Raw genomic sequence first — 20,928 nt, forward strand, 5'->3', positions numbered from 1 at the left:
CGGGGGTGATGCGTCACGCGGACGCCGGCTACGAGCTGGCGCAGCACACCGCGCGCGAGGCGGGCCTCAAGCTGCCGATGCTCGGCCGATGAACGGCACGATGGCAGTCGGCGCGGCGCAGCCAGCGAAGCTCACGCTGCTGCGCGGCGCGGCGCTCGTGGCGTCGCCGTGGAAAAACGGCGGCGGCGTCACGCGGGAAATCGCGCTCGCGCCTGTGGCGGCGCACTCTCACTCGAACGCGGCCCCGTCGCTCGAAGCTTTCGCGTGGCGCGTGAGCGTCGCCGATGTCGCGCAGGCAGGGCCGTTTTCGCGCTTCGAGGGCGTCGATCGCACACTGGTGCTGCTCGAAGGGGCGGGCATGCTGCTCGATGACGCGGCACGCACGCATGCGCTCACGCAGCCGCTCGACGTGGCGCGGTTCGCGGGTGAGGCGGCGATCGACGCGCGCCTCGTGAACGGCGCCACGCGCGACTTCAACCTCATGGTGCGACGCGATGCGGCGCGCGGTACGCTCGATGTGTGGCGCGAAAAACAGCGGCGCAGCGTGCGGGCGCAAACGGTGCTGCTCTATTGTGCGCAAGGCGGGCAGGACGTTCGCGTCGACTACGATCGCCATGTCCGTCTCGCGACGGGCGACACGCTGCGCATCGACACGTCCGACACGCAATGCCCCGTGTACATCGAAACACAGGGCGCGGGCGCGTTGCTCGCCGTCGCACTGGACGTGCTGTGCGTACCTCGGCAAGACACTACGGACACGGCGTCGCGCGATGCCATGCATACCTGATGAAACGCACTCTCTGGCAGAACCTCAAGCTGTGCCCGCATGGCGACCCGGGCGACAGCATCGAACAGGCGGCGATCGCGGTGCAAGACGGCAAGATCGCATGGCTTGGCGCGGCGGCGGCGCTGCCGCTGCAATTCGCCGGCTGGCCGCGCGAAGACCTTGGCGGCGCGTGGGTCACGCCCGGCCTCGTCGATTGCCATACGCATCTTGTCTACGCCGGCCAGCGCGCCGATGAATTCGCGCAACGTCTTGCCGGCGTTAGCTACGAAGAAATCGCACGGCAAGGCGGCGGTATCGTATCGACGGTGCGCGCCACGCGTGCGGCCGACGACGCCTTGCTGTTCGCGCAGTCGGCGGCGCGCCTCGAAGTGCTGCTTGCCGAAGGCGTGACGGCGGTCGAAATCAAATCGGGCTATGGCCTCGACCTCGCGACCGAACGCAAGATGCTGCGCGTGGCGCGCTTGCTGGGCGAGCGCTATCCCGTCACCGTGCGCACGACATTTCTTGGTGCGCATGCGTTGCCGCCCGAATTCGCGGGCCGTGCCGACGACTATATCGACGAAGTATGCGAACGCATGCTCCCCGCGCTCGCCGACGAAGGTCTCGTCGACGCCGTTGATGTGTTCTGCGAACGAATCGGTTTTTCGCTCGCGCAGAGCGAGCGCGTATTCGAAGCCGCCGCGCGGCGCAATCTCGCGGTCAAGATGCACGCCGAACAGCTGTCCAACAGCGGCGGCGCGGCGCTGGCGGCGCGTCACGGCGCCTTGTCGGCCGATCATCTGGAGTTCCTTGACGAAGCGGGCGTCGCGGCCATGAAGGCAACTGGCACCGTGGCGGTGCTGCTGCCCGGCGCGTACTACTTTATCCGCGAGACGCAGATTCCTCCGCTCGATTTGCTGCGGCGCTACGACGTGCCGATCGCCATTTCGACCGACAGCAATCCGGGCACGTCGCCCGCTACGTCGCTGCTGCTCATGATGAACATGGCGACCACGCTGTTCCGCATGACCGTGCCCGAGGTGCTGAAGGGAGTGACGCGGCACGCCGCGCAGGCGTTTGGCGACGCGCAGCGCCATGGCACGCTCGCGGCGGGTCGTCCCGCCGACTTCGCCGTGTGGCCGGTGCAATCGCTTGCGGAGCTTGCCTACTGGATCGGCCGCCCGCTTTGCGCACGTGTGGTGCGCGGCGGCGAAACCGTTTTTGAGCGTCGCGCTTTTGAGCGTCATTCTCTCGCATGAATTACACCATCGAAATGATTCCGACCGCGCGCGCGCTGTTCGCCGGGCACGCGTACTTGCCTGACGGCTGGCGCCGCAACGTGTTGCTCGAATGGGACGCAACGGGAACGCTGCGCCGCGTGACACCCGATCTCGCACAGGCTCCCCAAGGCATAGCACGCGCGGCCGGTCCGCTCATGCCTGGCATGCCTAATCTTCATTCGCATGCGTTCCAGCGTGCCATGGCGGGCCTGACCGAATTTCGCGCGAATCCAGCCGACAGCTTCTGGAGCTGGCGCGATCTGATGTACCGCTTCGCTGCGCGCATCAGCCCCGACGATCTGGGCGCGATTGCGCGCTGGCTCTACGTCGAGATGCTCAAGTCGGGTTATACGTCGGTTTGCGAATTCCACTACGTCCATCACGCGCAGGACGGCCAGCGTTATGCGCGTCCTGCAGAACTGGCGCAGCGCGTGGTCGACGCGGCAGGCGCGACCGGCATCGGCATGACGATGCTGCCCGTGCTCTATCAATACAGCGGCTTTGGCGCACAAGCACCGCGCGATGACCAGCGGCGCTTCCTCAATGCGCCGGATCGCCTGCTCGGCATTGTCGAGGCGCTGCACACGTGGCGTCCCGAACATGACGCGCTGCGCTATGGCGTTGCGCCGCATTCTCTGCGTGCCGTTTCGCAAGACTCGTTGCGCGCGCTGCTCGATGGCCTCGACAGGATGCTGCCCGGCGCACCCGTGCATATTCACATTGCCGAGCAAACGGCCGAAGTCGAGGCTTGCATCGCGATCGAAGGCGCACGGCCGGTGCAATGGTTGCTCGATCACTTCGACGTGAACGCGCGCTGGTGCCTCGTCCACGCCACGCATATCGACGCGCAAGAGACGGCCGCGCTCGCGAAAAGCGGCGCGATCGCGGGACTGTGCCTAACCACCGAGGCGAATCTCGGCGACGGCATTTTCCCGGCGCGCGATTACCTCGAAGCGGGCGGGGCGTTCGGCGTCGGCTCGGACAGCCATATCGGCGTGGACTGGCGCGCCGAACTGCGCCTGCTCGAATACGGCCAGCGGCTCGTTCGGCGCGAACGTAACGTGCTTGCCGCAACCCGTCATGCGCAAGTTGCCGACCGTCTTTTCGATGCCGCGCTCGCGGGTGGGACGAACGCGGCGGGACGCACAGTGGGTGTCTTGAAAGAGGGTGCGCGTGCCGACTGGATCGTGCTCGACGCGCAGCATCCGAACCTGGCGGAACAGAAGCCGCTCACATGGCTTTCATCGGTCGTGTTTTGCGAACATGGCGAAACACCGGTGCTCGACGTCTACACGGGCGGCGAGAAAGTCGTGGAGGCGCGACGCCATCGAGACGAAGCGCGCCTCTATGCCGACTATCGTGCGGCGCTCGCGCGATTGCTGGCCGAGGCTTGAAACCTCGTGCCATTCACGAGACTACATTCCATGACCGATATCCTTTCACTGGAACGCGGCTCGGCACCGCTAGTTATTTCCATTCCGCACCTGGGCACGCATATTCCCGCTGCAATGCACGCCCAGTACACGGACGCCGCATTGACCGTTGCCGATACGGACTGGTATCTCGATCGTCTCTACGCGTTTGCGAGGGCGCTGGGCGCGACCGTGCTCGGTGCGCGTGTTTCGCGTTATGTGATCGACCTGAATCGTCCGCCGAATGACGAAAGCCTGTATCCCGGCCAAACCACGACTTCGCTGTGCCCGATCGAGACCTTTCGTGGCGAGCCCGTCTACCGCGATAGTTGTGCGCCCGATGCGGCAGAACGTCAGCGTCGCGTGCGGACGTTCTGGCAGCCGTATCACGATACGCTCAGCGCGGAACTGAAGCGCCTGCGCGCCGCGCATGCGAACGTGCTGTTGTGGGAGGCGCATTCGATTGCGAGCGTGCTGCCGCGTCTGTTCGACAACAAGTTGCCTGACCTGAACATCGGCACCCTGGATGGCCGCACGGCGAACGCTGCCGTGCAGGCGCGAGCGGAGCGCGCGGCGGCGGCGAGCGGCTATACGTGGGTCGCGAACGGACGCTTCAAGGGCGGCTACATCACGCGCCATTTCGGCGCGCCGCAGGATGGCGTGCATGCGATCCAGCTGGAGATGTGCCAGTCGGTTTATATGAACGAATCCGCGCCGTTCGATTATGTGCCTGCGCTTGCGGAGAAAGTCGAGCCCGTGCTGCGCGACATGGTGGGCGGTGCGCTGGAGACCGTGAAGGCGATGAACGCAGTAGCGTGACGGCTGCAACCCGTAGCGAGCGGCAGGCCCGGATTCGCGACGCCGGAGAATATGCAACGTGAACGGTTACGGTTTTACAGGAACGGCAGCGCGCAGCAGAAGTTAGTCATCCAGAAAAATTCGTATTCGGACATCGGACCGATCCGGTCGGCGTTGTTGCCCTGCGACGCGCTACAGCAGCCACTCGACAGGCAGGATGGAAAAGAACCAGACGCTCAGGCGCTGGCTCCATTTCGTGTTGGGCTCGGTGTCGTAGCGCACGAGCGTGTCGCCGGAAAGGCGCGTCCAGTAGAGCTTGCCGGACGCGTCGAGGTGCGCTTCGTAGGCGAGTTCCGGCACGCGGGTCCAGAACGCCTTTTCGATCTGGCCGGCAAGCACAGGGCTCTCGATCACGAGCCCGAGCTCGGTGTTGAGGTTGGCCGAGCGCGGGTCGAAATTCACCGAGCCGACGAACACGCGCTCCGCATCCACGGCGAAGGTTTTGGCGTGCAGACTCGAGCCCGAGCTTCCGAATGGTCCTTTGCCGGTTTCCTTGCTCGCGCCCGCGGCGCGGCGCAGCTCGAACAGTTCGACGCCGCCTTTGAGCAGCGCCACGCGGCGCCGCGCGTAGCCGGAGTGAACGGCGGTGACGTCGGTCGCCTCGAGCGAGTTCGTGAGCACGCGCACGGTCACGCCCTTGGCGGCGAGCTGCGTGAAGTATTGCGTGCCCATTTCGCCCGGCACGAAGTAGGGCGAAACCAGATCGAGCTCGCGGTCCGGGTCGCCGAGCATCTCGTGCAACTGCCTCAGGATGAGCGTGTGCTCCGGGGCTGTCCCCAGTGCTTTTGCCGGGTCGTCGCTGACCAGTCGCGTCTTTGCCCATTCGAGCGGCAGCGTGCCATCCAGCAGGCGGCGCACGTCGGTGGTTTTGCGCAACGATTCGATGTATTCGGTCGCGGCCGGATCCGTTTGTGCCGCCAGCGCCGAGCGATCGAGCGCGGCAAGCGCGTCGGGCGGCTCGTACGGCAGGATATGCGACGCGGGCCACGACGAGGCGCTGGCCCAGTAACGGTCGAAATCGTGCGCGACGTCGGTGGCGGCGGGGCCGATGGCGAGCACGTCGAGGTCGGCGAACACCACGCCGTCGGTGGCGCCGAAGTATTCGTCGCCGATATTGCGGCCGCCGAGAATGGTCGCCACGCTGTCTGCCGTGAGCGACTTGTTGTGCATGCGGCGGTTCAGCCGCGAGAAGTCGGTGAGAAAGCCGATGGCCTTCGGCTTGCGCGTGACGAACGGATTGAAGAGGCGCACCTCGATGTTGGGATGGCCATCGAGCGCGGCGAGTGTGGGGTCCAGCGAGGCGGGAATGCCGTTGTCGTCGAGCAGCAGCCGCACGCGCACGCCGCGGTCCGCGGCTTCGCGCAGTTCCTCGAGCAGCAGGGTGCCGGTGAAATCGTTACGCCAGATGTAGTACTGAACATCGAGTGTACGCTGGGCGCTGCGCACGAGCGCCACGCGCGAGGCGAACGCCTGAAGCGGATCGGCGAGCGGATCGACGCCGGTAAAGCCGGGGTGAGCGGCGAGCTTGCCGGAAACGGCCGCGCCAAGTTGCGTCGATCGCGCTTCGGCCGGCGAGAGCGCAGTGGACTGCGTGCGCTCGCCAGGCGGTGGCAGTTGCTGACATGCGGCCACCGCCATCACGCATAGCGGGTACGCCTTGACGCACAGTTCACACAGTTTTCGCAGTCCCTTTGCTGCCAGCGCGATGAGCGATCTTTGCATGGAGCGTTCGCTTTCCCGTGTCGATCCCGCTTCGAGGCGCGAAGCACGTGGCTTCGCGAGTGAGCGTGCAACAACGGTAGCTTAGGCGATTGGCGCAGGGCGTACCACGCAATGTGCCCAGCCAGGGGCAGACGCTTGCCTGGCGGCGAGGGGTGGCCGGCGTTGAGCGCGGCTTGTGCGCGTGCGCGCGAGTCTCGCGCTTCCTGCCCGAAAGGCTGACGTGATTCGCTCGTCCGTGTGCGCTGCTCCTCGTTGGTGTCGCGAATCTCTTTCCTTGCCAATAACTTTCCATTGCTAATTAATTGCCGCGATCCGGTAAAAACGCGAGCAGGACCTGTCGAGCAATGGAAGAGGGCTTCTGTCATCGTGCCAGCATGTCTGCAATCGTCCGGGTCAGCAAGGTTTGCTTGTGTGCTTTCCGGTGAATCATGCCCACCGTGCGAAGGAACGGCGGCCCGGGGAGCGGCACGAGACGCAAGTTCGGATCGTTTTTCCATTTTCCGCCTCGAAGCAGAGGCAATACGCTCACGCCCACGTCGTTGCGCACCAGCGAGACGATCGTTTCAATCGAGTTGAGCTCCAGATATTCGAGCGGCTCGATGCCGAGCCCCGCAAGCGCGCGGTCGATCACGACGCCGGTCGGCACGCGCCGGTCAAAGCGCAGGAAGCTGCGTTCGCGCAGGATGCGGCGCGCGTCGTCGCCCGACGTCGCGCGGCTCGTCACGAGCATCAGCGGTTCTTCGTAAAGCGGCGTCCAGGCAAGTGATTCGTGAAGCGAACCGTCAGCACTACCGACCACCACGGCGAGATCGACGTCGCCGTCTTCCACCATGCGCGCCAGCTCGTTCGAGCGCGCCGAGCTCAGGCGCACTTCGAGTTCCGGGTGACCGGTTTTCAGATGCGCCACCGCCAGTGAAAGCGCGCCGATCACCGAGACCACCGCGCCGATGATGATCGAGCCGCGCATCGTGTCTCCCGCGCTGGCGGGCAACTCGTCGACGAGCGCGAGAATGTGGTCGATCTTCGCGCAGACCTCGCGGCCTTCGCGCGTGAGCGCGACCTGGCGCGCGCGGCGGTCGAAGATCTGCCGCCCGAGCGCCTCTTCGAGTCCGCGCATTTGCAGACTCACGGCCGCCTGCGTGAGCGCCATTTTGTCGGCTGCCGTGGCGAACGAACCGCTGCGCGCGACGGCCTGCAAGGTGCGCAGCATGCGTAGGGTTAGCATGTAAAGAAAACTTAAGTATCGAGAATAAAATATTAATATTTTTTTCCCGAGACCTTCAAGATAATCAATCGATCGGCATGGGCCGCGCTTGCTGCGAGCTGACGCGGCAGCGCCGGCGCTTTCGTTCATTACCGGAATCTGGACATGACGCGCTTCAACTGGCAAAACCCCTATTCCACACCGCGCCTGCCGGTGTTTGCCCGCAACATTGTTTCGACTTCGCACCCGCTGGCCGCGCAGGCAGGGCTGCGCATGCTCTGGAAAGGCGGTAATGCCGTCGACGCCGCGATCGCCGCCGCGGCCGCCATTACCGTGGTCGAACCGGTATCGAACGGCCTCGGCAGCGACGCGTTCGCGCTCGTCTGGGACGGCGCGAAGCTGCATGGCCTGAACGCATCGGGTAACGCGCCGGCGGCGTGGAATGTCGATTACTTCCGCCGCAAGTATGGCGAGGAAAACGGCCGCGCGAGGCAACCCACGCGCGGATGGGATACGGTGACCGTGCCCGGCGTGATCGCCGGCTGGGAGGCGCTGCACGCGAAGTTCGGCTCGCTGCCGTTCGCGGACCTCCTGCAACCGGCCATCGAAATCGCCGCGCGCGGTCATGCCGTGGCGACCATCGTCACGCGCAAGTGGCAGGCGGCGATTCCCGAACTACACAACCAGCCGGGATTCGCCGGGACTTTCATGCCGAGCGGCCGCGCACCCGAAGTGAGCGAGCGCGTGTGCTTTCCCGGTCACGCCGCCACGCTGCGGCGCCTCGCGGAACGCGGCGCGCGCGACTACTACGAAGGCGAGACCGCCGAGCGTATCGCCGCGTTTGCGCGCGAAGGCGGCGCGGCGCTCACGCTCGATGACCTGCGCAGCTATCGCCCGCAATGGGTCGAACCGATCGGCAAGGACTATCGCGGCTACACCGTTCACGAGATTCCGCCGAACGGGCAGGGTATCGCGGCACTGATCGCGCTCGGCATTCTCGAACAGTTCGACATGGGCTCGCTCGCGCTCGACAGCCTCGAATCGCAGCATCTGCAGATCGAAGCGATGAAGCTCGCGTTCGCCGATGTCTATCGCTATGTCGCCGATCCGCGTTCGATGGAGGTGACGCCCGAACAAATGCTCGACGACGCCTACCTGAAAGATCGCGCGAAGCTGATCGACCAGAAGCGCGCCACGCACTTCGACTTCGGCATGCCGCGCTCGGGCGGCACGATCTATCTCTCGGCCGTGGACGAGCGCGGCATGATGGTGAGCCTCATCCAGTCGAATTACATGGGTTTCGGCTCGGGCGTGGTCGTGCCGGGTACGGGTATCGCGTTGCAGAATCGCGGCTGCGGGTTTTCGATGGACCCTGCTTCGCCAAACGTCGTGGAGGGCGGCAAGCGCCCGTTCCACACCATCATCCCGGCCTTCCTCACACAGCAGGTGGAAGGCCGCCGGGAAGCCGTGATGAGCTTCGGCGTGATGGGCGGCGACATGCAGCCGCAAGGGCATTTGCAGTCGGTCGTGCGCATGCTCGACTACGGCCAGCAGCCGCAAGCCGCGTGCGATGCGCCGCGCTGGAAGGTCAACCGCGATTTCACGCTCGACATCGAATCGACTTTCGATGCCCGGACGGCGCGCGCGCTGCAGGATCTCGGCCACGAGATCAAGGGCATCGACGACCCGTATATGGACTTCGGCTCAGGCCAGTTCATCTGGCGGCTGGACCGCAACGATCCCGAGCGCGGTTATGTGGCCGCGAGCGACACGCGTCGCGACGGACTCGCCGCGGGGTTTTAGGCGACGGGCAGGGCAGGCAGCGTGCGGGAACACCCGCGCGACGCGTGTCGCTTGCCGCCTTCGTTTCAGGCGTCTCGCTCGCGATCGTGGGCTGGCGAACGATGCGTCAGTCGTCGATGCGCGCCACGCTCGCCAGTTGAAATTATGAACTCCAGAAGTTTTGAACTCCGAATCAAGCGGCTTCCAGTCGCGCTCGCAATGTGCCGGCGAAACAGGGCGCGAATGCGCGCGTCGCTTTTGCCCGGTCGGTATTCCCGCCTCGCACGGACCTCGCTGAAGCTGCTCGCGAGTGGTGATATAGTCGCCCCCTCGCCGTCGAAGGGCGGCCGGGAATTACGTTTTGTCAGGTTCCGGGAGAGTATATGGCAGTCGAATATCATGGCTTTCGAGTCACCGTCGATGCAAAAGCAGACGCGACGGATACGCAATGGTTGTGCCGCGCGGTTTTGGAAGGAGTCGAAGCGCAATCTGAAACGGCGAAGCTGCCTTGCATCGAGCTTGCGATTCCCAAACTGAAGATCGATGTGCTGATGGCGCTCAGCATGGTCGAGCAGACGGCGAAGCAGGCCATCGACGAATGGTGGCACGCCAGGCAGCCCGAAATGGCTTGAAAGTTCGGCCGCAGGCGAGGCCTAGTGCGGTTCGCCTGGGCCGTGCTAACCAAACACACCGCATACGATGCCAGCGCAGCCTCCGGTGCCGGATAACCGGCCAACGGTCAGCCTGCGATGGTCCGAAAAGCGGACATCTGAACCTGGCTGAGGCCGTGTAAAAACACACGCGATCTCCTAGACTGAATCAACCCGTTGTTGCGCGAGGCGAAGATGGGACGATTTGTCGAAGGTGCGGACCGCAGTCAGGCAACGCTGCTGCCGGAATGTCTCGAAGACTTCATCACCGAGGACAATCCAGTCAGGATTATCGACGCATTCGTTGAAGAACTCGAACTGGCCGCGCTGGGATTTGACGGCGCCACGCCCGCGACTACCGGCCGACCGTCTTACCATCCGGCGGTGCTGCTCAAGATCTACATCTACGGTTATCTCAATCGCGTGCAGTCGAGCCGGCGTCTGGAGCGGGAGTGCCAGCGTAATGTCGAACTGATGTGGCTGACTGGCAGACTCGCTCCCGACTTCAAGACCATCGCCGAATTCAGGCGGAGCAATGGTGAAGGCATCCGCAGCGTGTGCCGACGCTTCGTGATGATCTGCCGGGACCTGAAGCTGTTCACGCAAGCCGTCGTCGCCGTCGACAGCAGCAAGTTCAAGGCGGTCAACAGCCGTGACAACAACTTTACGCCCAACAAGATCAAGAGACGCCAGGAGCAGATCGAGCAAAGCATCCAGCGCTACCTGGAGGCACTGGAGACAGCAGATCGCACGCAACCTGCCGAGGTGGAGGCGAAGACAGAACGGCTACGGGAGAAGATCGACACGCTGCGCGAACAGATGCGTGACCTGGATCGCGCGGCGGAACTGTTGGAAGACCTGCCTGAGAAACAGGTCTCGCTGACTGATCCGGACTCCCGCTCGATGATCTCGCAGGCCAAAGGTACCGGCGTGGTCGGGTACAACGTTCAGGTGGCCGTTGACACGAAACATCACCTCATCGTGACGCATGAAGTCACGAACATCGGCAGCGACCGGGCGCAGCTGAGCCCGATGGCCAAAGCCGCGCGTGATGCGATGGGCACGAAGAAGCTCCGGGCGCTCGCGGACCGGGGATACTTCAGCGCGCAGGAAATCAAGACGTGCGATGACGCCGGGATTGAGGCTATGGTGCCCAAGTCGCAGACGTCGAGTGCAAAGGCTGATGGTCGGTTCGACCGGGCCGACTTTATCTATATCGCCAGCGATGACCAGTACCTGTGTCCAGCGGGTCAACGAGCGATTTACCGGTTCAGCTCCGTTGAACGCGACAACCCGATGACCCTGCGTACCTACTGGAGCAGTGCGTGTCCGCGATGCCCGATCAAGAGTCAATGCACACCGTCTGACTACCGACGTATCCGGCGGTGGGAACACGAAGCGGTGCTTGAAGCGATGCAGAGCAGACTGGATCGCCAGCTTGATGCGATGACGATACGACGTCGAACGGTGGAGCACGTGTTCGGTACGCTCAAGCACTGGATGGGTTCGGCGCACTTCCTGACGCGCGGGCTTGGTCACGTCGCCACTGAGATGAGCCTGCATGTGCTGGCGTACAACCTCAAGCGCGTCATTAGGATACTGGGATTCGCAAAGGCCGTGCAGGCGATGAAGCTGGCGGGCGCGTAATCTCATGCGTTGTCGCTCCGACTGGCTCGGTGCAATCAGGCCAGTCGCCCCGCTTCGACGCTGAGCGAACGCACTCTCCCCGATGCTCGGCCGCATACTCGAACGTTTTTACACGGCCTCGGCTAAAAGCGGACATTACAACTTAGCCGCTACAAATCAAAAATGCGATAATTTGCATTATGTAAAATAGACTCATCACCTACCTTCGCACATCTTCACGCCAGAAGCGCGTCTGGCGACACATCTCGCTGCGCACCGATACCGTGTGTCCGACATGAATTTGCTGCTCGGCGGTTGCCCCGAGTCAGAAAACGGTCACGACAATTCGGTGTGCGCGCCGCAGAAGCCCATCAATAGCCGCTGGAAACCTGCACTGCAGGCCATTGCAGCGCGAGACAAAGAGCCCGCCGCCTTTCTCTCGCGCTACGCGTGATCGACACAGGTCAATCGTAAAGCACGGCGGCGATCTTCGGATCGCTCATATTGGTCTTGTCGTACCAGTAAAAGCCCGTGTCGACTTTCTTGGGCAGCTTTTCGCCCTTCATCGCCTTCACTGCGGAATCGACGACGCATTTGCCGATGCCTACCGGATTCTGCGTGATCGCGCCCGCCATCAGGCCGGACATGATGTCCTCCTTTTGTTCTTTGCCGGAGTCGTAGCCGATCAGCACGAGCTTCTTGCCCGATTCCTTGACGCCGATCGCCGCGCCTTCCGCCGAGCCTTCATTGGCGCCAAAAATGCCCTTGATGTTCGGGTTGGCCTGAATCATCGCCTTGGCGATTTCCGCTGACTTCAAGTGGTCGCCGCCGCCGTACTGGACGGACACGATTTTGATGCCCGGATGTTTCGCCTTCATCTGGTTGAGAAAGCCGTCGCGGCGATCGATACCCGTGCGGCTCGTCTGGTCGTGCACGATTACGCCGACTTCACCTGAATTGCCGATCATCTCCGCCATCTTGTCGGCGGCGAGCGCCGCCGCAGCCAGGTTATCCGTTGCGCAAGTGGTCAGCGGAATATCGCTGTCGACGCCCGAGTCGAAGGCGATCACCGGTATCTTGCCGGCCTGTGCGCGTTTGAGCAGCGGAATGGCCGCCTTGCTGTCGAGCGCGGCGATGCCGAGCGCCTGCGGCTTCTTGGCGAGCGCGGCCGAAAGCATGTCGATCTGCTTGTCGACCATGGCCTCCGTTTCCGGCCCTTCGAAAGTGATCCTGACGTGGTTCTCCGTCGCCGACTGCTCCGCTCCAGCCTTCACGGCTTGCCAGAACTGATGCTGGAAGCCCTTCGAAATGAGCGGGACATAGGGTTCTTCCGCGTATGTCAAACCGGTCGCCCCGACGAGCGCACCGACCCCGACCACGGCACTGATGAGTCTTTTTTTCAACATGACGTCTCTCCTCCTAAGGTGGGCTAATGACCTCCAGCCGTTAAGGGAGCCTTGCGGGACTCCCCGTTCTTTCTTTGCTTCTTCGATCTATCCTATGAGCTCTTCTTGCGCCGCAAGATGTCGGCGTACACAGCGAGAATGATGATGAGGCCCGTCACCACGATCTGCCATTCCTGGGCGACGGACATGATGCGCAAGCCGTTGGTCAGCACGCTCATGATGAAAGCGCCGATGATGGTGCCGAGTATCGTGCCCGATCCCCCGCTCAACGACGTGCCGCCGATCACGACGGCAGCAATGGCCTCCAGCTCATACCCCTGCCCGAGCGCCGGTTGCGCGGAATTCAGACGCGATGCGATAAGCAGTCCTGCAATGCCGCAAATCGCCCCGCCGAGCCCGTAGATCGCAATCTTCCAGCGGTCGACGTTCACGCCGGAAAGGCGCACTGCTTCTTCATTGCTGCCGAGCGCGAACGTATAGCGGCCGAGCGCCGTGCGATTGAGCGTAATCGAGCTGATAACGGCGAGCAGGAAAAGGATCAGCACCGCATTCGGCACCGGCACGCTCGGCAGCAGGTAGCCGATCAGCGAATCCTGCGAAATCATGTAGAAGTTTTCGGTGTCGGTGAAATAGATGGGCTTGTCGGCCGAGACGACGAGCGAAAGCCCCTTCAGCAGCAGCATCATGCCGAGCGTGGCGATGAAGGGCGGGATTTTCATTTTCGCCGTCAGCGTGCCTGAAATGGTTCCGCACAACGCGCCCGTTCCGATCGCGGCGAGCACGCCCGTCCACATCGGCAGATGCCAATAGCTGAGAAACACGCCGCAAATCACGGCCGTGAAAGTCATCAACGTGCCGACGGAAAGATCGATGCCGCCCGTGATGATGACGAACGTGCTGGCAATGGCCAGCACGCCGTTGACGGCCGTCGCCTGCAGAATGCCGAGGATGTTGTCCATCTGCATGAAGGCGGGCGACGCGAAGCTGAAGAAGATGAGCAGCAGGATCAGGCTCGCAAAGGCGAGCAGCTTTTGCAGCGCAGTTGGCGAGAAAATTCTCGCCTTGAAGCCGGACGACCGTTTCTGGTCGGACAGCGCTGCGGTATCCGATTGCATTGTCATGGATTCGACCTCTCGCGGCTCATGCCGCTTGCAAGTTTTTACGCTGCGTAGCGAGATGCATGATGCGCTCCTGCGTTGCCTCGCCGGCGCGGAGTTCGCCGGTGATACGGCCTTCGCACATCACGACGATCCGGTCGCTCATGCGCAGGATTTCCGGAAGTTCCGAGGAGATCATTACGATCGCCTTGCCTTCTTCTGCGAGCGCACGCAAAAGCTTGTAGATTTCGCTCTTGGCACCGACATCGATGCCGCGCGTCGGCTCGTCGAAGAACAGCACGTCACAGTCGCGCTCCAGCCACTTCGCGATGACGATCTTCTGCTGGTTGCCGCCCGAAAGCAGCCGGACCGGCTGCGTAGGCGAAGGTGTGCGGATGGCGAGAAGATTGATGAAATGGGACGCCGTCCTGCGTATTTGCATGCGGCGCAGGAACAGATTCAGCGACAGGAATTTACTGAGGTTGGACATCACGATATTCGACTCGACGTCCATGCCGGTGGCGAGGCCGAAGCGTTTTCGGTCTTCCGAGAGATAGCCAATGCTGTGCGCGACGGCGTCGCTCGGTGCTTTGATCGGCGCCCTCACGCCTTTCACGAAGACTTCTCCGGATTCGACCGGGTCCGCACCGAACACGGCGCGCGCGACCTCGGTGCGCCCCGCGCCCATGAGCCCCGCAAAGCCCAATATCTCGCCTTTGCGCAGCGTGAAACTCACGTCCCTGACGAGTGGGCCTGCGTTCAGGTGCTTCACTTCGAGCGCGATTTCGCCCTGTCGCGCCGGGCCCTGATACGGTTCGGCGTCGGCGAGCGTTCTGCCCACCATCATGCCGATGATGGTCTGCACGCTCGTATCGGCCGTGGCGACGGTGGCCACATACTCGCCGTCGCGCAATACGGTGACGCGATCGGAAATCTGCTTGAGCTCATCCATCTTGTGCGAGATGTAGATGATCCCGACGCCGCGCTCCTTCAACTGGCGAATGATGCGAAAAAGTTCGGCGATCTCCGCGTCGTTGAGCGCGGAAGTCGGCTCGTCCATGATGAGCACGCGCGAATCGAACGACAGGGCTTTGGCGATCTCGACCATCTGCTGGCTGGCGACCGTGAGCGTACCGACCACGGTGCGTGGGTCGAGATGCACGTGCATGCGGGCGAGAATGTCGCGCGCCTGCGCATTGAGTTTGTCTTCGTCGAGAAACAGACCGAGACGTCCGCGCGGTTCCCGGCCAATGAACATGTTTTGCGCGACGGTCAAATGATTCATCAGCTGGAGTTCCTGATGAATGATGCCGACGCCCGCAGCTTGCGCTTCGCGCGGACTCGCGAACGCGACGGGCCGGCCGTCATGGAGAATATCGCCCGAATCACGGGTATACACGCCGGCGAGAATCTTCATCAACGTGGATTTTCCCGCGCCGTTCTCGCCCATCAGCGCGTGCACTTCGCCGGCCAGGAGCTCGAATTGCACTTCGTGAAGCGCCCGCACGCCGGGAAAGCGCTTGCTGAGCTTGTTGACGGAAATGAGCGGCGTCATGGCGCAAATCCGCACGAAAGAAGTTGAAGGACGGGCATGGATCGACGTAAGCCTAGGATGCGAAAAGATCAGGTCGTTCCTTCGCGGACCGGTGCAGTTCCGCGACCACCTGATCGAGATGCTCGTGCATCGCTTTTGCCGCCACGTCGGCCTTGCCGGCGCGAATGGCGTCGAAAACGAGTTCGTGCTCGTCGAGCGTGTGCACGAGCCGCTCGGGACTTGCCAGCAATTGCCTTGCGCGATCGAGCGCATTCCGTGATACCGCGACGATCTCTTTCACTCGCGGCAGATTCACCGCGTCGAGCAGAATTTCATGAAAGGCCAGGTCGAGCGTATGAAATGCGAGACGCTGCCCGTTCCCGGCGAGCTTGCGCTGCTGCTCGAGATTTTCGGCCAGCGCATCGATCGTGGCCCGGTCGTGCATCAGCGCGACGCCACGGACCGTTTCCACTTCGAGCGCGCTGCGGATAAACAGGTGCTGGCGAATATCGTCGAGCGCGATGGGCTTGACGCGCGTGCCGCGCTGCGGCAAAACTTCGACGAGCCCCGCATGGGCAAGCCTCGCCAATGCGGCGGAAACCGGAAAGCGCGAAACGCCCATCCGGTCGCAGACCGCCATCTTGTCGATCATCATTCCCGGTTCCAGCACGAGCGTCACGATCGCTTCTTTCAGCGCCTGCTCGACCGCATCGGTCAGGCTGCCGCGCTCCGAACCCGAAATCTTTTGCAGTGCGACATAAGGATTGCCGGCGACACCCACTAGATCTGATTCTGATGAATAGCTCATGGTGCTTGATTTCAGGAAGACATGCTAGCATGCTAGGAAGCGGATCTAGCGTTGTCAACGCGTGCAAACGTCTGGTAAACCCGCCTGGTGAACCGCTTGATACCCCCGTATTACCCGCGTACTGCGATGCAAATGTGTTGCGGTTCATCGTCGCCAGCAGTCCTAATCTGATAGTCGTCACTTTGGAGGGAGTTCAGATGACCACGATCACCAGGCTGTCCGTCCGGGATATCCGCTTCCCCACTTCTCGTTCGCTCGACGGTTCCGACGCGATGAACGCCGCGCCGGACTATTCCGCCACTTACGTCACGCTCGAAACCGATTCGCCGCACAAGCTCACGGGGCACGGTCTCACGTTCACCATTGGACGCGGCAATGAAATCTGCGTGACGGCGGTCAACGCGCTTGCACCGCTCGTCGTCGGCAGGCGACTCGAAGAGATTGCCGCGAATATGGGCGCATTCTGGCGTGCGTTCACGTCGGACAGCCAATTACGCTGGATCGGCCCGGACAAGGGCGCGATTCATCTCGCTACGGCGGCCGTCGTGAATGCGGTGTGGGACCTGTGGGCGAAGTCGGTTGGCAAACCGGTGTGGAAGCTGCTCGCCGATATGAGCCCCGAAGAACTCGTGCGTTGCCTGGACTTTCGCTATGTGACCGACGCGATTACGCCTTACGAAGCGTTAGCCATCCTGAACCGCCATGCGAAAACCAGGGGCGAGCGCGAAAAGGAAATGCTCGGGGAAGGATATCCCGCCTATACGACTTCGGCGGGCTGGCTCGGTTACGACGACGACAAGATCCGGCGACTCGCGCGCGAAGGTGTCGCATTGGGCTGGACGCATTTCAAGCAGAAAGTGGGCGGCAATCTCGACGAAGACGTGCGGCGCGCACGCATTCTGCGAGAGGAAATCGGCGAAAACCTGAAGCTGATGATGGACGCAAACCAGGTGTGGGACGTCGACGAAGCGGTCGCGAACATGCGGCGCCTGGCGGAGTTCGACCCATGGTGGATCGAAGAACCGACGAGCCCCGACGATATCCTCGGCCATGCGGCGATCCGTCGGCGGCTGGGATCGATTGGTGTCGCGACGGGCGAGCACTGCCACAATCGCGTGATGTTCAAGCAGTTGTTGCAGGCCCAGGCAATCGACTTTTGTCAGGTGGACGCTTGCAGGTTAGGAGGGCTGAACGAAGTGATCGTCGTGTTGCTGATGGCGGCGAAGTTCGGCGTGCCCGTTTGTCCGCATGCGGGCGGCGTGGGATTGTGCGAGTACGTGCAGCACATTTCGCTGTTCGACTATCTCTGCGTATCGGCGTCGCTGGAGAACCGCGTGCTCGAATATGTCGACCATCTGCACGAGCATTTCGTCGATCCCGTCGTAATCCGCAACGGCCGGTATATGCCGCCTCAACAACCTGGTTACAGCATCGAAATGAAGGCGGATTCGCTCGGCAAGTACACGTTCCCCGAAGGCGAGGCCTGGCGGCCCTAGGCGGCCTGCCTCCGCTCACCGCGCGCCAGCTCGATGGCGCGGAACGGCACCGGCTCCGCATTCAATCGTTTGTCGGTGGCGGCGATTCCGTTTTGCATGTTTCCCGGGCACGAATAATGCGAAAGCACTCGCGAAAAAGCTCGATACGTGATTCGCATCTGCAGGAATATGCTCGGCGCATGGGATGCGACGCGTTCCGCGTTGCTGCCATATCGATCATCTCATGCGCCGCCACTGAAAACCTCGCAGCGCAACGTCAAGGGGAACATCTCGCATGTTCAGAAAGCGGCTTCGCGCGGCATGGCTGGCTCTGCTCGTCGGCGCGGCGGCGCCCGTCGGTCACGCGCAATATACGACCGACTGGCTCGCGAACACGCATGGCACCCTTGCCGCGCACGTCGGTAACGGCGCACGCTCGATGTGGGTCGCGCCCGAGGGTGTTATCTACACATCGTCGCGGTGGGACGAAAATGCAGGCGGCATGGAGATCTACCAGAACGGTGCGACGCTTGGCACCATCGGCGCGCACGACGAATTCCAGGGCGGAGCGATTACCGGCAACGCGACGTCGATCTTCGTCGCACTCGGCTATAACCGGTCGTTCGGCAGCGGCTCGGTGGGCCGCTACGATCGTAGCTCGAACGCGCGTGATCTTCGCATTGCGGTCAGCACGTGGACCGGCATCCAGAACGCAGACGTCATCACCGGCCTCGCGACGGCAGGCACGCTGCTCTATGCCAGCGACTTTTACGGCAATCGCGTACGTGTCTATACGACCGACGGCGTCTGGCAGCGCGACATCGGCGTTCAGCAACCCGGTGCGCTCGCAATCGACGGCGCCGGCAACCTGTGGGTCGCGCGCGCGAGCGCGGGCGTCGTCGCGCAGTTCAGCCCGGCCGGCGCCGCGCTGCATACGATCCAGATGGCCGCGGGCGCGCATCCGTCGGCGCTCTGTTTCGACGCTTCGACCGGCGAGCTGCTGGTCGGCGACGAAGGGCCCGACATGAACATCAAGCGTTACGCCCTGCCGGGCACGCCCACGCAGGTCGGCACGTTCGGCGTGCAGGGCGGCTACCTCGACACCACGACGGGCATCAAGGGGCAAGTCGGCGACAAGCGCTTCACGCGCGTCGTCGGCATCGGCAAAGATGCAGCGGGGAACCTGTACGTGCTCGACAACGCATGGGGCGGCGACTGGGACCTGGGGCGCAACGGCAGTACCGACATTCACGCCTACAGCCCGACGGGCACGCTGCAGTGGACCCTGCAGGCGCTGAATTTCGAGGCAGTCGCGGCGCCGGACCCGGTCACCGACGGCGCATATTTCTACAGCGGCAACAACATCTATACGGGCACTTCGGGGGGCACATTCGTCGCCAACACGATCGATCCGTTTTCCTGGCCATCCGATCCGCGCCTGAACATGAACGACTATCAGCGCGGCCAGCATTTCGGGCAGCTCGTGGCAGTCGGCGGCAAGCGCATTCTCGTCGCTTCTGGTCAGAATCCCGACACGTTCAACTTCTATCACTTCCAGCCGTCGAGCGGCTACATAGCGATTCCAGACGGCTCGATTCCTGGCAAACCATTCAACACGAACCTGAAGGTGACGGCCGGCTTCGCTATCGACGGCAACGGCGACGTATGGGCCGGCCTCGCACGGACCAATCAGATCTACCACTATCCGCTGGCCGGTTTCGACGCGAACGGCAAGCCGTCCTGGGGCGCGGCCACGCCGGTCCAGATTCCGCGTACCGTGCTGCCGCTTACGCGCATCATTTACCAATCCGACACCGACACGATGATTCTCGCTCAGGGCATCTCGGGAAGCTGGGACTGGACGGCGATGAACGGACACGTCGAGGTCTATCACGGCTGGAAAGCCGGCAACACGAGTACACCGGGCCCCGTCATCAATCTCACGGGCGCGAATCCGAAATCGATTGCGGCGGCCGGCCACTATCTGTTCGTCGGCTATGTGCACACGGTGCCGAACGTCGACGTATTCGACCTCACCACGGGCAGCTTCGTCACGACGCTGACCAACTCGAACTCGTCGGCAATGGACGTCGGCAACGACGTCGATTCGATGTACGGCATTCGTGCGTATCTGCGGTCGACCGGGGAATATGTGATAACCAGGGACAATTACAACGGTTCGAGCATCGTCGTTTATCGCTGGCGTCCGTGAGCACGGCGGAACAGCGCGATCGTTTACCTGGGCTACGGATCAAGGCGTTTCGCGGCGCGTCGCTGTCCGTCGGGTCCACCCGGACGTCCGATACCGCGGCAGTTTCGCCAGTTCTTGCCGGTTGCTTTATGCTGTCGAACCCAGTCAGGGAACAGCATGGAGAACACAAAGCATGGACAGAACAGTGACGGTAACGGGCGTGGTGGGCACGGGATTGATGGGCGTCGGGATCGCGACGCAATGTGCATTGCACGGCATGCGCACGATCGTGCATGACGTCGATCCCACACGGCTCGAGAGTGTGGCCGCAAAGGCCGAAGCCGTGCTCGACGAACTGATCGACGCACGCCGCATCGACGCTAAGGCTCGCGCGGCGGCGCTTGCGCGTATCGAAACGACCGGGACACTCGACGCGATGGCCGACGCCCAGTTCGTCTTCGAGGCCGTGCCCGAAGTGCTCGATCTCAAGCACCGGCTCTATGCGCAGCTCGGCGCGGTGCTCGCCCCGGATGCGATTCTCGCGAGCAACACGAGCGGTTTCGAGCCCGACCTGCTAGCCGCGCCGCTGGCCGCTCGCGAGCGTTTCGTGATCGCGCATTTCTGGAATCCGCCTCACATGATTCCGCTCGTCGAAGTCGTGCCCGGGGGCGCTACCGCGCCGGAAGTCACTGCGCGAACAGAGGCGCTCATGCGCGTAATCGGCATGGAGCCCGTCGTGCTCGCCAAGGCGATCCCCGGCTTCGTCGGCAACCGGCTGCAGTTTGCGGTGCTGCGCGAGGCGCTCAACATCGTGCGCTCGGGCGCGGCGAGCCCCGAAGTGGTCGACCGGGTAATGAAGGCGTCGCTCGGCCGTCGCTGGGGAATCGTCGGCCCGTTCGAGAGCGCGGACATGGGCGGCCTCGACACGTTCGTCGACATTTCCTCGCACCTCATGCCCGAACTCGCGAAGGACGAAGACGTGATCGATCTGTTGCGCGAGCAAGTGAAGGCCGGACGCGTCGGCGTGCGCAGCGGCGCGGGCTTCTACGATTGGGACGACGCGCATTTCGCACGCGTGAAAACAGCGCGGCGCAAGCTCATTGCGGGCGGTTGAGCA

The 20,928-nt window shown here is 63.0% G+C and carries 17 protein-coding genes; 11 read left to right on the forward strand and 6 right to left on the reverse strand.

Features of this window, described 5'->3' with window-relative positions:
- Window positions 1-88: 88 nt before the first annotated feature.
- The 4 genes from BLU17_RS15470 to hutG are packed head-to-tail and all read left to right on the forward strand — an operon-like array spanning window position 89 to window position 4,277.
- Window positions 89-787, forward strand: a complete 699-nt coding sequence (locus BLU17_RS15470; RefSeq protein WP_245746879.1) for a HutD/Ves family protein — start codon at window positions 89-91, stop codon at window positions 785-787.
- Entirely contained in the window at window positions 787-2,025 is a 1,239-nt protein-coding gene (gene hutI, locus BLU17_RS15475) for an imidazolonepropionase (RefSeq protein WP_091997926.1), read from the forward strand. The genes BLU17_RS15470 and hutI overlap by 1 nt, the downstream gene beginning before the upstream one ends.
- Window positions 2,022-3,440 (forward strand): formimidoylglutamate deiminase, encoded by a 1,419-nt coding sequence (locus BLU17_RS15480; protein WP_425434095.1) that lies wholly within the window; start codon window positions 2,022-2,024, stop codon window positions 3,438-3,440. Before hutI ends, BLU17_RS15480 begins: the two co-directional genes overlap by 4 nt.
- A gap of 30 nt (window positions 3,441-3,470) precedes the next feature.
- Window positions 3,471-4,277 carry an N-formylglutamate deformylase gene (gene hutG / locus BLU17_RS15485; protein ID WP_091997928.1) on the forward strand — a complete coding sequence of 269 codons (807 nt, stop codon included), beginning with the start codon at window positions 3,471-3,473 and terminating at the stop codon, window positions 4,275-4,277.
- A 171-nt stretch (window positions 4,278-4,448) separates the two neighbouring features.
- Here the strand turns inward: hutG and BLU17_RS15490 are convergent, their stop codons facing one another.
- Window positions 4,449-5,954, reverse strand: coding sequence for a phospholipase D family protein (locus BLU17_RS15490; protein ID WP_091997929.1), 1,506 nt, complete (start codon window positions 5,952-5,954; stop codon window positions 4,449-4,451).
- A gap of 445 nt (window positions 5,955-6,399) precedes the next feature.
- Complete coding sequence (locus BLU17_RS15495) at window positions 6,400-7,263, reverse strand: LysR family transcriptional regulator (protein ID WP_091997931.1); 864 nt, start codon at window positions 7,261-7,263, stop codon at window positions 6,400-6,402.
- Between the two features lie 144 nt (window positions 7,264-7,407).
- Between BLU17_RS15495 and BLU17_RS15500 the strand changes: the two genes are divergently transcribed.
- The 4 genes from BLU17_RS15500 (at window position 7,408) to BLU17_RS33180 (ending at window position 11,754) form a co-directional block, all read left to right on the forward strand.
- Window positions 7,408-9,045 carry a gamma-glutamyltransferase family protein gene (locus BLU17_RS15500; RefSeq protein WP_091997932.1) on the forward strand — a complete coding sequence of 546 codons (1,638 nt, stop codon included), beginning with the start codon at window positions 7,408-7,410 and terminating at the stop codon, window positions 9,043-9,045.
- Between the two features lie 362 nt (window positions 9,046-9,407).
- Window positions 9,408-9,656, forward strand: a complete 249-nt coding sequence (locus tag BLU17_RS15505) for a hypothetical protein (protein WP_091997935.1) — start codon at window positions 9,408-9,410, stop codon at window positions 9,654-9,656.
- A gap of 213 nt (window positions 9,657-9,869) precedes the next feature.
- Window positions 9,870-11,321: an IS1182 family transposase gene (locus BLU17_RS15510; protein WP_091998199.1), complete on the forward strand. Its 1,452-nt coding sequence runs from the start codon at window positions 9,870-9,872 to the stop codon at window positions 11,319-11,321.
- 274 nt (window positions 11,322-11,595) lie between these two features.
- A complete protein-coding gene (locus BLU17_RS33180; RefSeq protein ID WP_176929110.1) occupies window positions 11,596-11,754 on the forward strand; it encodes a hypothetical protein in 159 nt (52 codons plus the stop codon).
- Window positions 11,755-11,764: 10 nt separating this feature from the next.
- On the opposite strand, the gene BLU17_RS15515 is transcribed toward BLU17_RS33180, so the two are convergent.
- The 4 genes from BLU17_RS15515 to BLU17_RS15530 form a co-directional block, all read right to left on the reverse strand.
- Window positions 11,765-12,706: an ABC transporter substrate-binding protein gene (locus BLU17_RS15515; protein WP_091997937.1), complete on the reverse strand. Its 942-nt coding sequence runs from the start codon at window positions 12,704-12,706 to the stop codon at window positions 11,765-11,767.
- Between the two features lie 92 nt (window positions 12,707-12,798).
- On the reverse strand, window positions 12,799-13,827 hold the full coding sequence (locus tag BLU17_RS15520) for an ABC transporter permease (RefSeq protein ID WP_091997939.1): 1,029 nt from the start codon (window positions 13,825-13,827) through the stop codon (window positions 12,799-12,801).
- Between the two features lie 19 nt (window positions 13,828-13,846).
- Window positions 13,847-15,358, reverse strand: a complete 1,512-nt coding sequence (locus tag BLU17_RS15525; RefSeq protein ID WP_091997941.1) for a sugar ABC transporter ATP-binding protein — start codon at window positions 15,356-15,358, stop codon at window positions 13,847-13,849.
- A gap of 52 nt (window positions 15,359-15,410) precedes the next feature.
- Window positions 15,411-16,145: a GntR family transcriptional regulator gene (locus tag BLU17_RS15530; RefSeq protein WP_091997943.1), complete on the reverse strand. Its 735-nt coding sequence runs from the start codon at window positions 16,143-16,145 to the stop codon at window positions 15,411-15,413.
- Window positions 16,146-16,342: 197 nt separating this feature from the next.
- Between BLU17_RS15530 and BLU17_RS15535 the strand changes: the two genes are divergently transcribed.
- From BLU17_RS15535 to BLU17_RS15545, 3 genes are all read left to right on the forward strand, one after another.
- Window positions 16,343-17,641 carry an L-fuconate dehydratase gene (locus BLU17_RS15535; RefSeq protein ID WP_091997946.1) on the forward strand — a complete coding sequence of 433 codons (1,299 nt, stop codon included), beginning with the start codon at window positions 16,343-16,345 and terminating at the stop codon, window positions 17,639-17,641.
- Window positions 17,642-17,915: 274 nt separating this feature from the next.
- Window positions 17,916-19,832: an SMP-30/gluconolactonase/LRE family protein gene (locus BLU17_RS15540; protein WP_091997948.1), complete on the forward strand. Its 1,917-nt coding sequence runs from the start codon at window positions 17,916-17,918 to the stop codon at window positions 19,830-19,832.
- Between the two features lie 172 nt (window positions 19,833-20,004).
- Entirely contained in the window at window positions 20,005-20,925 is a 921-nt protein-coding gene (locus BLU17_RS15545) for a 3-hydroxyacyl-CoA dehydrogenase family protein (RefSeq protein ID WP_091997950.1), read from the forward strand.
- Window positions 20,926-20,928 lie beyond the last annotated feature (3 nt).

Source organism: Paraburkholderia lycopersici, assembly GCF_900096975.1.
Classification (GTDB): Bacteria; Pseudomonadota; Gammaproteobacteria; order Burkholderiales; family Burkholderiaceae; genus Paraburkholderia; species Paraburkholderia lycopersici.